The organism is Alteromonas sp. HB246098 (assembly GCF_054890645.1).
Genome location: NZ_JBTZUG010000001.1, coordinates 357,938 through 372,259, shown reverse-complemented (window position 1 = coordinate 372,259; position 14,322 = coordinate 357,938). Strand labels below are relative to the sequence as shown.

Here is a 14,322-nt window from a genome sequence, read left to right as displayed (position 1 = left end):
TCAGAATTTGACGTAAATAGTCATTAAAAATCAATAGGTTTAGTTCAATTATATGGCAAAATCACTGGTCATAGTCGAGTCACCAGCCAAAGCAAAAACGATAAATAAATATCTTGGCAAAGATTTTATCGTAAAAAGTTCGGTTGGCCATGTGCGAGATCTTCCAACGAAGGCGTTAGGCAAAGTAGAGCCTAAAAAACCGGCTAAAGAACTCAAAACTTTAGGCGAAGAAGAGCGTCAAGAATATCTTCGTCGTCACGAATACTTAAAACTTGTAGACAGAATGGGGGTTGATCCAGAAAAAGACTGGAAGGCTCACTATCAAGTGCTGCAGGGCAAAGAAAAGGTAGTCAACGAACTTAAAAAGCTCGCAAAAGACGCCGACACTATCTATCTCGCAACGGATTTGGACCGTGAGGGAGAGGCGATTGCGTGGCACTTACAAGAACTGTTAGGCAAAAAAGATAAGACGTATCAGCGGGTAGTCTTCAACGAAATTACTAAAAATGCGATTCAAGACGCGTTTTCAGCCCCGGGTGAGCTAAATATTTCTCGTGTTAATGCACAGCAAGCACGCCGTTTCCTAGACCGAGTTGTAGGCTTCATGGTGTCGCCACTGCTATGGAAAAAGATTGCGCGCGGACTTTCAGCAGGGCGTGTTCAATCGGTAGCGGTTAGGCTTGTTGTCGAGCGAGAGCGCGAAATTAAAGCCTTCGTACCAGAAGAGTTCTGGGACGTTCACGCAGATTTGACCAGCCAGCAAAAAGCGGCGCTTCGCATGTTGGTTGCCAAGCATCAGGGCAGTGCGTTTAAGCCGAAAAACAAAGCGGAAACAGATAAAGCACTTGCTGACCTTGAAGGTGCGAACTATACGGTGGAAAGCCGTGAGTCGAAGCCAACGCAGAGTCGTCCTTCTGCGCCATTTATTACCTCTACGCTGCAACAAGCAGCGAGTACGCGTTTGGGTTTCGGTGTTAAGAAAACCATGATGATGGCCCAGCGTCTTTATGAAGCGGGTTACATCACCTATATGCGTACTGACTCGACCAATTTGAGTCAAGAAGCAGTAGAAAGTGCGCGCGCATATATCTCAGACAATTTCGGTGGCAAATACCTACCAGATTCGCCAAATCGCTATGGAAGTAAAGAAGGTGCGCAAGAAGCGCACGAAGCGATTCGACCTTCAAATGTGAATGTTAGTGCGGCGAGCTTAGGTGATATGGAGCGCGATGCACAGCGCCTTTATGAGCTTATTTGGCGCCAGTTTTTAGCGTGTCAAATGACACCGGCTAAGTACGATGCAACTACAATTAAAGTGGCAGCAGGGGACTACGAACTTACAGCAAAAGGTCGTGTACTTAAGTTTGACGGTTGGACGCGCGTGCAGCCACAACTTCGCAAAAAAGGCGATGAAGAGCTTATGTTGCCTGATGTGCAAAAAGGCGATGTGCTTGACTTAAAAGCCCTTGATCCTAAGCAGCACTTCACTAAGCCTGTGGCGCGATTTAATGAAGCGTCTCTGGTAAAAGAGCTAGAAAAACGCGGCATTGGTCGTCCTTCAACCTATGCTAGCATCATTTCAACCATACAAGACCGCGGCTATGTGCGTTTAGAAAATAAACGTTTTTACGCCGAGAAAATGGGTGAGATAGTAAACGATCGCCTGATGGAAAACTTCGACGATCTAATGAGCTATGACTTCACGGCTAACATGGAGCAACATCTAGATGATATTGCTGAAGGCAATAAAGATTGGAAAGATGTTCTTAATGAGTTCTACAGTGGCTTCTATGGAAAACTGCTAAACGCCGAAAAAGACCCTGAAGAAGGCGGTATGCGCTTAAATCAGGCAATACCTGCGGGTATTGAATGCGACAAGTGCGGCCGCGAAATGAATGTAAGAACCGCTTCAACCGGTGTATTCTTGGGATGTTCAGGTTATAACTTACCGCCTAAAGAGCGCTGCACCAACACCATGAACCTAACGCCTGGTGACGAAGTGGTGAAGGTGGATGACGAAGAAGAGCTTGAAACAGAAGCGCTTCGCTCTAAAAAGCGTTGTCCTAAGTGCGGCACTGCCATGGACAGCTACTTGGTAGACGAGACCCGTAAGCTTCACGTCTGTGGTAATACACCTACCTGTGATGGCACCTTGGTTGAGGCGGGCACATTTAAAATTAAAGGCTACGATGGTCCTATTATCGAATGCGATAAATGTGGCAGCGATATGGAGCTTAAGAACGGTCGCTTTGGTAAATACTTCGGCTGTACCAATGAAGAATGTAAAAATACCCGTAAGCTGCTAAGAAACGGGGAAGCCGCACCACCGAAAGAAGACCCGGTCGATCTGCCGGAACTTCCATGTGAAAAGTCAGACGCGCACTTCATGCTACGCGATGGGGCGTCGGGCATCTTCTTGGCAGCGCATAATTTCCCTAAATCTCGTGAGACTCGTGCGCCGAAAGTGGAAGAACTTGCCCGCTTTAGAGATAGAATTTCGCCGAAATTCTATTATCTTGCTGATGCGCCAAAAACAGACCCTGATGGTAATTCTGCGATAGTTCGCTACAGTAGAAAGACCAAACAGCAGTATGTGATGTCCGAAAATGAAAACGGAAAAGCTACGGGTTGGTCGGCATGGTACGACAACGGTAAATGGCAGGAGCAAGCAGCGAAAAAGCCTGCGGCCAAGTCAAAAGCCAAGAAAAAGTAATTCAAAGCTAATATAATACTTTGAAGCCTAAACAATAAGCCCGATTTTATTCGGGCTTATTACGTTTTAAGAAACCCAATGAAGACTTGCAACACGCTTCATGCAAGGTTTATTACTATATTAATAGAGAGTGAGTTATGGCCTCTTTACAGGATCAACTTTTAAAAGCCGGACTGGCTGACAAAGCAACTGCAAAACAAGCGCGCGCTGACAAACGTAAAAAGCAGAAACAGAAAAATAAGCAAAAACAGCCAGTGGTAGATGAGGCTACGTTAGCGGCTCAAAAAGCGGCGGAAGAGAAAAAAGCTCGCTCTCGTGAGCTAAACCAATTGCAGCAGGAAGAACGAGAAAAACGTTCAATTGCGGCTCAAGTAAGGCAGCTTATTAACGTTAATAAACAGCCTCGTAAGGGTGAAACGTTACTTAATTTTACTCACGATAACGTGGTAAAACGCATGTATGTGAGTGAAGAAATGCACAAGCAAGTGACAAAAGGTCGTTTGACTGTGGTATTGCTTGACGATGCTTACGAACTGGTTCCAACGCCTGTGGCTGACAAGATTGCTCAGCGTGATGAATCTTCAATTATATATCGCGCTGATCTAGATAAAAGTGGCAGCGACGGAAAAGACGAGGATGAAGACGACTGGTATGCCGACTACGAAATTCCAGACGATTTAACCTGGTAAACTTTTCAAACTCACCACCTTGAGGCTTTAAAAAATGCTCGGTGGTGAGTAAATGCTTTCAACTATAGCTGTATTTATTCACGTTTTATCAACCTTCTCCTAATACCCGTACTCTATTTGCATGTTCTGATTGCAATTGAACTTCAAAGTCCCTTCATAGCTATCGCTTGCGCTACCCTAAGGTACTGTATTTATTACGACTTTTTAGAATTTGTTCTCTTTAGAAAATCTTATCTCGGCCGTTAAGAACAAAATAGTTAAGGAGAGGTGTTACCTCTGCTTTCTAGTCTATAGTTATTAAAACGCATAAGTATCGTTACCCCAAATGATTTGCGTTAGATTTTGCGTTAGATGTTGTTTATTAATTTAGGAGGGAAGCCATGAACGGTTTACCGAAGTTGGTTCTAGGTGTCGTAATATCATTGTGCATGTCACTACCTGTAAATGCTGGGCTATTCAACATCTCTATCAATAATCTTGGAGGGTTAACACCCACACAATCTAGCGCATTTGATGATGCAATTGCGTATTGGGAATCATATTTAATAGGTGTTCAAAGCTCTTTTGACCATAGTATTGTTATAGAGGCGAGTGGAGCGCCAATTGATGGTACAGGCGGGGTGCTGGGTAGTGCCGGGCCTTCTAGTATTACTCAGCTTTCCGACAGTACTTATATTTATGCGAATAAAGGTCGCATGCGCTTTGATACGGCAGATCTAAATAATATGGAAACTAACGGTACACTTTTCGATGTTATCGTGCACGAAATGGCTCATGTTATCGGGTTTGGCACTTTGTGGACGACTGATTTTTTTATCGCAGGGAGCCAGTCTAATTACGTTAATGGCACAGGGCGCTATACCGGAGAATACGCTTTGGAAATTTACCGCCGTGAGTTTGTCGAAGACGCCACCTTTATTCCTGTTGAACTTGGCGGAGGCGCAGGTACTGCCAATAGTCATTGGGACGAGCCTTGGCCTGGTGGTTCATCTGACTTAATGACTGGCTATTTAGGGCCCTATCCAATTACGTTAAGCGATACCACTGTCGCATCGTTTGCTGATATTGGTTATTTGACAACTGTAACTCATGCGGTTGATGGGGCTGCTACTGTATGGCTATTTATACTTTCATTCGGGTTAGTACTAAGAAAAAAGCCTCTACGAACTAGTGCGCGCCTTCTGCAAACTGTGTAACCTAGCCAAGGCTTAGCTTTCTATTGTTAAGCAGTGTTTTGAATTTTTAGAATAAATAATGAGGAAAAGCTTGATAAGAGAGAAACATAAAGTGGATAAAGTGAATAAAACTCTTATCGGACTCGTGTTAGCGGGTGGTCAATCGCGCAGAATGGGACAAGATAAAGCCCTTATGCGTTATCAGGGAAGCACGCTTATAGAGCATGCGTCATCGCTATTGAAGGCTGCAGGGTGTGATAAGGTACTGATCAGCCGTAACGCGCCAAAATTTTTAAATGATAAAATTGCCGATGCAGGTCCACTGGGTGGTGTACATGCGGCGCTGGATGTTTTATGTAGTTCAAATGAGGGCAATGACAGCCCTATTGAATTGCTTGTTCTTCCCGTGGATATGCCCCAGATGACGCCTCAGCTTTTAAAAACGTTAGTAACAGCAGGGCGAGAAGCCCAGCGGTCGGTTTATGTGCAAAAACGCTTTTTGCCTTTTTACTTATCTGTTAAGCACAATACTAACGCCATGCTAACTCACTACTTGGTCGAACAAAACAAGCGACGTGTAGTAGGATTCTTAGAAAGCCTAGAAGCCATTGCTCTTGAAGAAGCTAATCTGATGCGCCCCAAAAGGGTAAATGGCGAGCAAGGAAAACAGCGCGAAAAAATAACCCGTATGGATGAGGCACAATGGCTTAATGTTAATACGCCAGGTGATTGGCCTGATGACAAATAACGCCGAACACCACGCATTAGTTTTAGATGGAACGCCTGAAACTCAATATTTTATTCTTGCTGAAGAGGTCGCATTAAGCATTAGTTACAACGGTATCAACTATGCAGTAATGCTTGTTACGCCCAAAGACATTGAAGACTTTATAGTTGGCTTTAGTTTAAGTAACGACATTATTGAACACCCCCGCCAGCTCTATAACATTGAATTGACGCACCATAGTGAACACATTAATGCTGAAGTCGAAATTGCCAATCAAGCGTTTTGGAAGTTAAAAGAAAATAAACGGCGATTGGCGGGTGCATCGGGCTGTGGGCTTTGTGGTGTCGAAGCGCTGGATAATGCTTTGCCTCAACTCCAACCTGTAGAACCATTGCCTTTACCAGAAGCGAGCTGGTTTGAAGGGTTGCGAGACCTAATTTCGCAAGCGCAAGCATTAGCGCAGCAAAGTGGGGCAGTGCACGGCGCGCTCTATATTGATGCCAAGCGCAATGTACTGGCGTGTCGTGAAGATATAGGAAGGCATAACGCTTTTGATAAGTTAATTGGGGCAATTGCGGCTAATAAACTTTATCAGAAGAATTGCCTGGTAGTGCTAACCAGTCGCTGCAGCTTAGAACTAGTACAAAAAGCGATAAGAGCAAAATTACCTTTGCTTGTAACCCTTTCAGCACCAACGGCTTTATCCGTTAAGTGGGCTAAGCGCTATGGTGTTACCCTTATTCACGTGCCTAAATATGACTCACCGAGAGCGTACTCACCACAAATTTAAAGGGGTGCGAGGCTAAATATTATAGAACATTTAAAAGGCCCCGTGGTCGGGGCCAAATTCGATATGCTTAAACTGCAGAAACTGCAATTCGTCCATCCGATTCGGACTTTGAAAGTTTGATCGCAATAAATTTTGACGTTGGTGTGAAGGTTCCATCGCCATAACTTTCTAATGGTACCAGTGGGTTCGTTTCTGGGTAGTAGGCCGCGGCTTGACCCTTTGGAATGTCGTAAGCCACTAACATAAATTGTTTTATTTGGCGTATTTTGCCGTCGTTCCACATAGAGGTAATATCGACTTTATCGCCGTCTTTAAAACCCAGTTTTTCGATATCACTTTCGTTAGCAAAAAGGACATCACGGGCGCCAAACACGTTTCTATAACGGTCATCCATACCATAGATAGTGGTGTTGTATTGGTCGTGAGAGCGTAGCGTTTGCAAAATCAGGTCGGGCTTTTCCCCTTGAGTAACTAGGTCCGCATTTAACAGCGAATTTGGCAGCGAGTTAACGGCAAATTCAGCCTTGCCTGAAGGTGTTAACCAGTTCCGTTCGCTAGCTGCGTTACCTAGGTGAAAGCCACCTGGCTGTGCAAGTTTGGTATTAAAGTCTTTAAAACCGTCTATTGTATCGGCAATAAGTTCACGAATATTATCGTAGTCGCTAATTAAGGCATCCCAGTCTACCGGTGTGTTGCCCAGCGTCGCTTTTGCGATACCCGCGATTATGGCTGGCTCTGAGCGAAGTTCGGGCGAGCTCGGCGGTAGTTGACCATAGGAGATATGAACCATAGAAAACGTATCTTCAACGGTTACACCTTGTTGTCCGTTTGCCTGCACGTCCACTTCAGTTCTACCTAGGCAAGGTAAAATAAGTGCATCCTTGCCTGTGGTCAGGTGAGAGCGGTTAAGTTTGGTAGCGATATGTACCGTTAGATCGCATTTTGATAACGCAGCGTGAGTACGCGGTGTATCCGGTGTTGCCTGCGCAAAATTACCGCCTAAGCCGATAAATACTTTAGCCTCGCCGCGCTCCATAGCTTGAATCGCTTGAATAGTATTGTGACCCTGTTCTCGGGGTACTGCGAAGTTAAACTTGCGTTCCAATGCATCGAGTAAGGTTTTAGGCGGAGCTTCATTAATACCCACCGTCCTATCACCTTGGACATTACTATGTCCTCTAACGGGTGAAAGGCCGGCACCTGGCTTGCCAACGTTTCCTCGCAATAGCTGTACATTTACAATTTCTTGAACCGTAGCAACAGAGTGTTTGTGCTGTGTAATTCCCATAGCCCAGCACATGATTACCCGTTCGCCGCGCTTGTACATAGTTGCCGCGTGGCGGATGTCGTCTTTCGATAAACCGCTTTGTGCTTCAATATGATCCCAACTTGTATTGTCGACTATAGCTAAATAGTCGTCCATGCCGTTGGTATGCGTATTGATAAAATCGTGGTCAAACACAGGAGGAGCGTTATCCGCCTTTGCTTCTTGCTCCCAGGTTAGTAACCATTTCGCAATACCGCGCATTACTGCCATATCGCCGCCAAGGGCAGGCCTGAAGTATGCGGTATTGGTTGGCGTTGAGCCATTAGTTAGCATTTCTATGGGGTGTTGAGGATGCTGAAACTTTTCAAGCCCGCGCTCTTTTAGCGGGTTTAAGCAAATTACTTGAGCGCCTCTACGTACAGCGTCGCGCAGTGGCTCTAACATGCGCGGGTGGTTAGTGCCCGGGTTTTGCCCGATAACAAATATAGTATCCGCTTTTTCAAAATCGTTGAACGTAACCGTGCCTTTACCTACACCAATGGTAGGCTTCATGCCTTGTCCCGAGGCTTCGTGACACATATTCGAGCAATCGGGAAAATTATTAGTACCAAACGCGCGTACAAAAAGTTGATACAGGTAAGCGGCTTCGTTACTTGCCCGCCCTGAGGTATAAAATTCGGCTTGATGTGGTGAGCTTAGAGCATTCAAATGCTTGGCGATAAGTGCGAACGCGTTGTCCCATGAAACGGGTTCGTAGAAGTCAGTTTTAGCGTTGTAGCGCATAGGATGGGTAAGTCTGCCTTGTGACTCGAGCCAGTAGTCTGTGTGCTTTTTGAGTGAACTCACAGAATGATTTGAGAAAAATGCAGGGTCAGCATGTCGACCAGTAGACTCCCAATTCACTGCTTTAGCTCCGTTCTCGCAAAACTTAACTAGTCCGCCTTCTGGAGATTCTCCCCATGCGCAGCCCGGGCAGTCAAAACCCTTATCTTGATTGGTTTTAAGCATCGCCCGTAAATTTTTTAGCGGCTTCTCGCTTTGGATCCAGCTTTGGGTTACGCTTTTCAGAGCGCCCCATCCGCCAGCGGGTTTGTCGTAAGTTTTGATGTTGCGCTTATCACTCATATTCTGCCCCTGTGCCCGCGCGGGTGTTTGCTCATGTATACAAGACCTAATAGCAAATCACCTTAACTATTTTTAAATGGTGTTCCAATTAATTACGCCGACTAAATTATAGGGTTCATCAATTAACCGCTTATTTCCAGTCGCCAGTCTGAAGTGCATAGGGAGACATGTCCGTTATTTCATGAGAATAGGGGTATATTCCCACAATGTGTGTAACCGACATTACCGATAAGGACACAAAACGCTCCGCGCCTTTAAACACAGCCCCTTTAAACACAGAAGCATTAGATTCAATAGGTTCGACCTTAGCTTTTGCTTTTACGAAAAAAAGGTCACCTGTCTCATTGTCCCAAAAACACAAACCTACGCGTGGGTCTAGTAGGATATTGCCCAAAGTATTAAAGAACTTATTTCCGCTAAAATCAGGGAAGGTTATTGTATTTCCTTTCACGTTAACAAAGCCTGCTTTGCCCCCTCTGTGAGATACGTCCAAGCCTTCGTTTGCTTCTTGTCCCAGGGAACTATGCCGTGAAGCAATAAAAAATGTCTCAGCACTTTCTATTATTGTGCGAGCCCTGGTGTCGATTACGTTTGTTGTGGTAGTGGTCATATTAACGTTGTAAGGCGCGTTACTCTCTGACTGCACACCTATGGCAAGACGTCGCCTTTTTGTCGTGTTTCGTTTATGAATATACTGAGGGCAGTTACCGAAACTTTGATCTACCAATATCGTAAGGTTGCCGTTATTCGCGTGGTTTATCGTACCGTTTAGTCGATTTCTTCGCCTTGTCGCATATTCAATGCCGACTATGCCCACTTTGCTTCCTGCCATCACATCTAAGTTCAGTGTGTTTTGTATCATGTTTAAAACTTCATCGGGCAGGTGTAACCTCAATTGAGTGGGCGAGGGACTTTCTATGAAATCTCCTTCTCCCCACACAGGAACGGCTACAGGGTAGCCTTCGTCATTTACCAAGGCTAAAACGGTGAACGGGCTAGAAGTAAAGAAAAGCCTATGCTGCTCTGGCATGTAGCTACGGATGAATCCCTTGGTTCGCTCGCCTATTTCCTTATCAATACCGAGTTTCTTTTGCAGAGCAATTTCACCATGGTGAAACGCAGGGTTTATTGACGATAGCCTTGGTAGTGACATAGCAACCTCCTAATTTCGAGCTGGAGCAATATCAGATGATGGCATTGGAACAAAGCCGTTTAAGCTCTCGATAGCCTTTAGCCATTCAGTTATGCGAGGGTGCTTTTCCAGCGATATGCCACCTTCAGGGGCGTGAGCCATGTAAGAATACATAGCGATATCTGCGGCGGTGACGTGATGACCTACTAGAAAAACACTTTTCGAAATTGATAGATGCGCTTCCATGTTTTCAAGTAATGTAGCGCTGGTGGCAAGTACAGTGGGAACATGAACTGTTGCGCCAAACACGTATTCTAATCGCGCGGCAGCGGGCCCTTTAGCAAGTTCACCTGCTGAAACCGAGAGCCAACGTTGAATAAGCGCTTTTTCTTTGGCACTTTTTCCTAACCAATAATCGCTGTCTGCATATGCGTTGATCAAATAAACCAAGATGGCATTAGAGTCAGCCAAAGTGATATCGCCGTCCGTTATCACGGGGACTTGTTTGAAAACGTTAAGTACACTAAAACGCTCACTTTTGTGCTCGCCACTGGCCATGTCAGGTTCAACGGTTATAAAAGGAATGGCGTTGAGCGCCATAAATAGCGACACTTTATGACAGTGGCCAGACTTAGGGTTTTGAATCAAAGTAATAGGTTGTTGGGGCTTAACTTTATTTATTTGGTGCGTCATGGGATATTTCTCACAATAGGCATAGTTAGATTAATGTCGTCACTGAACTTGTTTATAGTTCAAGCTCCGACAGTGAAGGAAAGTCATCGGGGCGTCGGTCACCATTCCAGGTAAATTTTCTATCATCCTCAGCAATAGGATGTTCGTTAATACTGGCTATACGCTTTTCCATTAGCCCTTCCGGGTTAAACTGCCAATTTTCGTTGCCGTAAGCTCTGAACCATTGTCTAGAATCGTTTTTGTACTCATAGGCAAAGCGCACCGCAATGCGGTTTGAGCCATATGTCCATAGCTCTTTTACCAGTTTATAATTGAGCTCTTTGTTCCACTTTCGCGTTAAAAAACTTACTATTTGAGCTCGCCCTTCAATGAACTCTGCGCGGTTACGCCAGCTACAGTCAAAGGTATAAGCACCCGCAACTTTTACCGGGTCTTTACTGTTCCAAGCGTCTTCAGCAAGGCGCACTTTTTGCGCTGCGGTTTCAAGTGAAAATGGTGGTGTTGGCGCTCTCATAAATGTCTCCTCGTGTTATCGGTCTGTGGTTTATCAATATTGTTTGAATTGAAAGTGCGAATTAGCTTATGGAAATACTAATGCTTTCTTTTTGTTTAATAATTGGCTATTTTTAAAATTCATAATTTCAAACAGTGAAATAATATGGATAAGCTTTTGTGCATGAGAGTGTTTGTCGAGGCGGCTAAATCGGGTAGCTTTGTAGGGGCTGCAGATGCATTGTCAATGTCAGCGCCTGCAGTTACTCGCTGTATTGCACATTTGGAATCTCAGTTAAATACAAGGCTTTTTCATCGCACAACACGGCAAATAAAGCTGAGCGAAGTGGGAGAGCATTACTTAAGTCATGCCTCACGTATTTTGACCGACATTGAACAAAGTGAAGCTGCGGTATCTGGCTTAGATCTCGCGCCACGAGGTGAACTCAATATAACTGCGCCTATATTATTCGGAGAGCGTTACATAACGCCGATTATTTCTCAGTTCCTGAAGGATTACCCTAATATTTCAATTAACGGTCATTTTCACGATGATGTCGTGAATTTGATTGATAATAATATTGATGTAGCAATTCGAATTGGTAAGCCGAAAGATTCATCGCTTTATGGTGTTACTGTTGGGTATGTAAGGCGCGTAACCTGCGCAGCACCTGCTTACTTAGAAAGCAGCGGGCCCATCAAGAAACCGGAAGATTTAAAACAGCATAGCATTTTGTTTCCTACGAGATTCAACGAACCTGTCGTATGGACCTACCACAAAGGCGGCAAAGCTATACCCATTAAGCTTACACCTCGCTTCCAGTCTAACCAAAATAGAGCGGCAATTAATGCAGCAAAAGATGGCGTAGGTATTGTACGGCTTATGTCTTACCAGGTTGCTGATGCGCTTAAAAATGGTGAATTGGTTAGCTTGTTAGAAGATGTGGAAGATAACAAGTTGCCTATTCAAGTGGTGAGTGTTGAAGGACGAAAAAACCTCACCAAAATTAAAACCTTCATCGACTATGTAAAGGCCGGATTAGCAAACAATGAATATATTAACCCTAAGTGAGCATTCAAAAAGTTAGGGGAATTGCGATAGGGGATGTTGCTTATCATTACAAAATAAAACTGTTGTGCTAATCCAAAACAATTCTGTTTAATGTGAGCTTGATACGCTTTGTGAGTAAATAGCAATGGGTTACACTACGGCAGGTCATAGCTTTAGTCATTTACTATCGCGCTTTTAACACCACAAGTTAATGTGCGCCATAAAAACGTTAATAATAGAAATTCATCGGGGTAACATGGTTTCTTGGCAATCACTTACATTTAATGAACTTACAAACCATCAACTTTTCGACCTGCTTAAGCTGCGAGTCGATGTCTTTGTTGTTGAACAAAACTGCCCCTATCCGGAATTAGATGAAAAAGACCGCCATTCGCAAACCCATCACTTAATGGGTTTTGAAAATAATCAACTTGTGGCATGTGCACGATTACTTGGTAAAGGGGTTAGTTATCCATCGGTAAGCATAGGCCGTGTGGCGACCAGTGAAGCCTTTCGAGGGAAAGGAGCGGGTAAAGCCCTTATGTGTGAAGCCATTAAGCACTGTGAGTCGCTGTGGCCGGGGTGTGATATTGAAATTGGTGCGCAAGAGTATTTAAAACGCTTTTATGAAAGTTTTGGTTTTGAAGCCACATCAACGATGTACTTGGAAGATGACATTCCTCACATAGATATGAAAAGACTAGGCACAGCAAAAGCTTAGCTCTATAACTAGCTCAAAAAATCGGTTGGCATAACCTTATAGCTTTGGAACAGACGTATAGCCAAAGTATTAAGCAATATTATTCACCCATGCCAACCGATAAGCGGTGCTTTTAAGTGCACCTAGAATTCATCAATCAAGACCCGAATGCTTACTTCGCCTTCGGTAATTGAGATACCAGCTCATCTAGCCCGCTCACTACAGTGTCAGGCGATAGCGCTAAAGGATAGAGTACTTTGCCCGGTCGAGCGATAAACGCAGCTTGCCAGCCGGCCTGTTTAGCCCCAGCAATGTCCCAGCCGTGAGCCGCAACTAACATAGCGTCTTCTGCTGCTATGCCCATTTTTTCAATAGCCCATTCATAAGTGCGTGTATCTGGCTTGTACAAGTTAATATCTTCAACGCTAAGTCTTTCATCGAAATAAGAAAGTAGGTCTGCATTTTTAAACTGTGTATACACGCCTTTATTAGAGGAATTGGTAAGGCTCACCAGTTTATAGCCCTTGTCTTTTAACGCCTGCAAGCCATCACGTACGTCTGGGTGTGGGGGAAGGCTTCGCAAAGGCGTGACAATTGCCGTTTTAGCCTGCTCTTTAGTTAATTCAATACCTTCAATTTCAGCGACCATCAATAGTGAGGCAACGCCAATCTCTCCAAAGGTATGGAAGCGACCAGTGGTTGAGTCGACCAGCGAGTGATGCAGCATGGTAGAGAACCAAAGCGGTAACAAATCGTCTCGCCCTCCTAATGCTTCACCCACCGAGCTGCGCATGGCGGTAAGGTCAAGAAGGGTCTCGTTTACATCAAAAAAGATAACTTTGGGCGCGCGCAGTTCTTTCTTTTCAACCTGCATTGCATCGGTATCTCCTGTTTGCGCAAAAACAGGTGATGACAGCAGACCTAGGCCTAAAGCGGTTGTACAGCATATCCGTGATAGTAATGATGAAGGTGAACGAGCCATGATTATCCTTAATTAAGATTTGAACGAGTGTTCAAAATAGGATGAATAGGGTCTTAATGCAATAGTTGATGAGACGAAATGACTATTTTCTGGTGGTTAATCGATACCCATTCCCGCGCAAGGTTTCAATAAATATGGCATCACTGCTATGAAGCTTTTGACGTAGCCTACTGATGTACACGTCAACCACATTGGTCAGCGGGTCACTGTGGCTTCGCCATACTCGACTTAATATGCGCTCTCGAGAGAGGACTTTTTCAGTATTTTCCGCAAAATAATAGAGCATGTCGTATTCTAGTTTAGTGAGTGTAATTTCTTCTCCTGACAGTGTTGCAATGCGAGATTCATCATCGATGTTTAACGGTCCGACGGTTAAGCCTGATTGAGTAACAGGTGTGTTGGTCACTCTTCGGCTCAAGGCCGTTATACGCGCTAGCAGTTCGTCAAAGTCAAAAGGCTTACATAGATAATCGTCTGCGCCTTGTTTTAAACCATTCACGCGCTCCCGTACCTCATCTACAGCTGTAAGTAGCAAAACCATAGGAGCATGAGGGAGAGATTTAATGGCGGGCAACAGTTCTACGCTATCTTCGTCGCCAAACATGCGATCAAGTACGATGATGGCAGGGGACTCGTGTCGAATGCGCGTGACTAAATTGTGCAATGCCGACTCTTCAACACATTCAAAACCTTCCGCGCTTAAGCCTCGCGATAAAAATCGTAGTAAGGGAGCTTCGTCATCAGCAATAAGAATCTTCATTGTTGGTATAATCCTAAATCGTCTAT

Annotated in this window: 13 protein-coding genes; 7 read left to right on the top strand and 6 right to left on the bottom strand. The window is 44.6% G+C overall.

The features are described 5' to 3' along the window. The first annotated feature begins 52 nt into the window (after positions 1–52). The 5 genes from topA to fdhD all read left to right on the top strand — a co-directional run bounded on the left by topA (position 53) and on the right by fdhD (position 6,094). Complete coding sequence (gene topA, locus ACYTPF_RS01610) at positions 53–2,713, top strand: type I DNA topoisomerase (protein WP_461850962.1); 2,661 nt, start codon at positions 53–55, stop codon at positions 2,711–2,713. 137 nt (positions 2,714–2,850) lie between these two features. Beyond that, complete coding sequence (locus ACYTPF_RS01605; RefSeq protein WP_179983130.1) at positions 2,851–3,402, top strand: DUF2058 domain-containing protein; 552 nt, start codon at positions 2,851–2,853, stop codon at positions 3,400–3,402. 380 nt (positions 3,403–3,782) lie between these two features. Beyond that, positions 3,783–4,598, top strand: coding sequence for a leishmanolysin-related zinc metalloendopeptidase (locus ACYTPF_RS01600; RefSeq protein ID WP_461850961.1), 816 nt, complete (start codon positions 3,783–3,785; stop codon positions 4,596–4,598). A gap of 100 nt (positions 4,599–4,698) precedes the next feature. Beyond that, a complete protein-coding gene (gene mobA / locus ACYTPF_RS01595; protein ID WP_461850960.1) occupies positions 4,699–5,325 on the top strand; it encodes a molybdenum cofactor guanylyltransferase in 627 nt (208 codons plus the stop codon). Then, a complete protein-coding gene (fdhD, locus tag ACYTPF_RS01590; protein ID WP_461850959.1) occupies positions 5,315–6,094 on the top strand; it encodes a formate dehydrogenase accessory sulfurtransferase FdhD in 780 nt (259 codons plus the stop codon). Before mobA ends, fdhD begins: the two co-directional genes overlap by 11 nt. A 67-nt stretch (positions 6,095–6,161) precedes the next feature. Here the strand turns inward: fdhD and ACYTPF_RS01585 are convergent, their stop codons facing one another. The 4 genes from ACYTPF_RS01585 to ACYTPF_RS01570 all read right to left on the bottom strand — a co-directional run bounded on the left by ACYTPF_RS01585 (position 6,162) and on the right by ACYTPF_RS01570 (position 10,825). Beyond that, complete coding sequence (locus tag ACYTPF_RS01585; protein WP_461850958.1) at positions 6,162–8,486, bottom strand: FdhF/YdeP family oxidoreductase; 2,325 nt, start codon at positions 8,484–8,486, stop codon at positions 6,162–6,164. Positions 8,487–8,616: 130 nt separating this feature from the next. Then, positions 8,617–9,639: a pyridoxamine 5'-phosphate oxidase family protein gene (locus tag ACYTPF_RS01580; protein WP_461850957.1), complete on the bottom strand. Its 1,023-nt coding sequence runs from the start codon at positions 9,637–9,639 to the stop codon at positions 8,617–8,619. Between the two features lie 9 nt (positions 9,640–9,648). Then, a complete protein-coding gene (locus tag ACYTPF_RS01575) occupies positions 9,649–10,311 on the bottom strand; it encodes a glutathione binding-like protein (protein WP_461850956.1) in 663 nt (220 codons plus the stop codon). Between the two features lie 52 nt (positions 10,312–10,363). Further along, the gene (locus ACYTPF_RS01570; RefSeq protein ID WP_461850955.1) at positions 10,364–10,825 is read right to left on the bottom strand and encodes a nuclear transport factor 2 family protein; all 462 of its coding nucleotides are present in this window, start codon (positions 10,823–10,825) and stop codon (positions 10,364–10,366) included. Positions 10,826–10,969: 144 nt separating this feature from the next. On the opposite strand from ACYTPF_RS01570, the gene ACYTPF_RS01565 reads away from it, so the two are divergent. Both ACYTPF_RS01565 and ACYTPF_RS01560 read left to right on the top strand, forming a co-directional pair. Then, a complete protein-coding gene (locus ACYTPF_RS01565; RefSeq protein ID WP_461850954.1) occupies positions 10,970–11,875 on the top strand; it encodes a LysR family transcriptional regulator in 906 nt (301 codons plus the stop codon). A gap of 235 nt (positions 11,876–12,110) precedes the next feature. After that, the gene (locus ACYTPF_RS01560) at positions 12,111–12,575 is read left to right on the top strand and encodes a GNAT family N-acetyltransferase (RefSeq protein WP_461850953.1); all 465 of its coding nucleotides are present in this window, start codon (positions 12,111–12,113) and stop codon (positions 12,573–12,575) included. A 151-nt stretch (positions 12,576–12,726) separates the two neighbouring features. On the opposite strand, the gene ACYTPF_RS01555 is transcribed toward ACYTPF_RS01560, so the two are convergent. Further along, a complete protein-coding gene (locus tag ACYTPF_RS01555) occupies positions 12,727–13,536 on the bottom strand; it encodes a haloacid dehalogenase type II (protein WP_461850952.1) in 810 nt (269 codons plus the stop codon). A gap of 82 nt (positions 13,537–13,618) precedes the next feature. Next, positions 13,619–14,296: a response regulator transcription factor gene (locus tag ACYTPF_RS01550; protein ID WP_179983183.1), complete on the bottom strand. Its 678-nt coding sequence runs from the start codon at positions 14,294–14,296 to the stop codon at positions 13,619–13,621. Positions 14,297–14,322 lie beyond the last annotated feature (26 nt).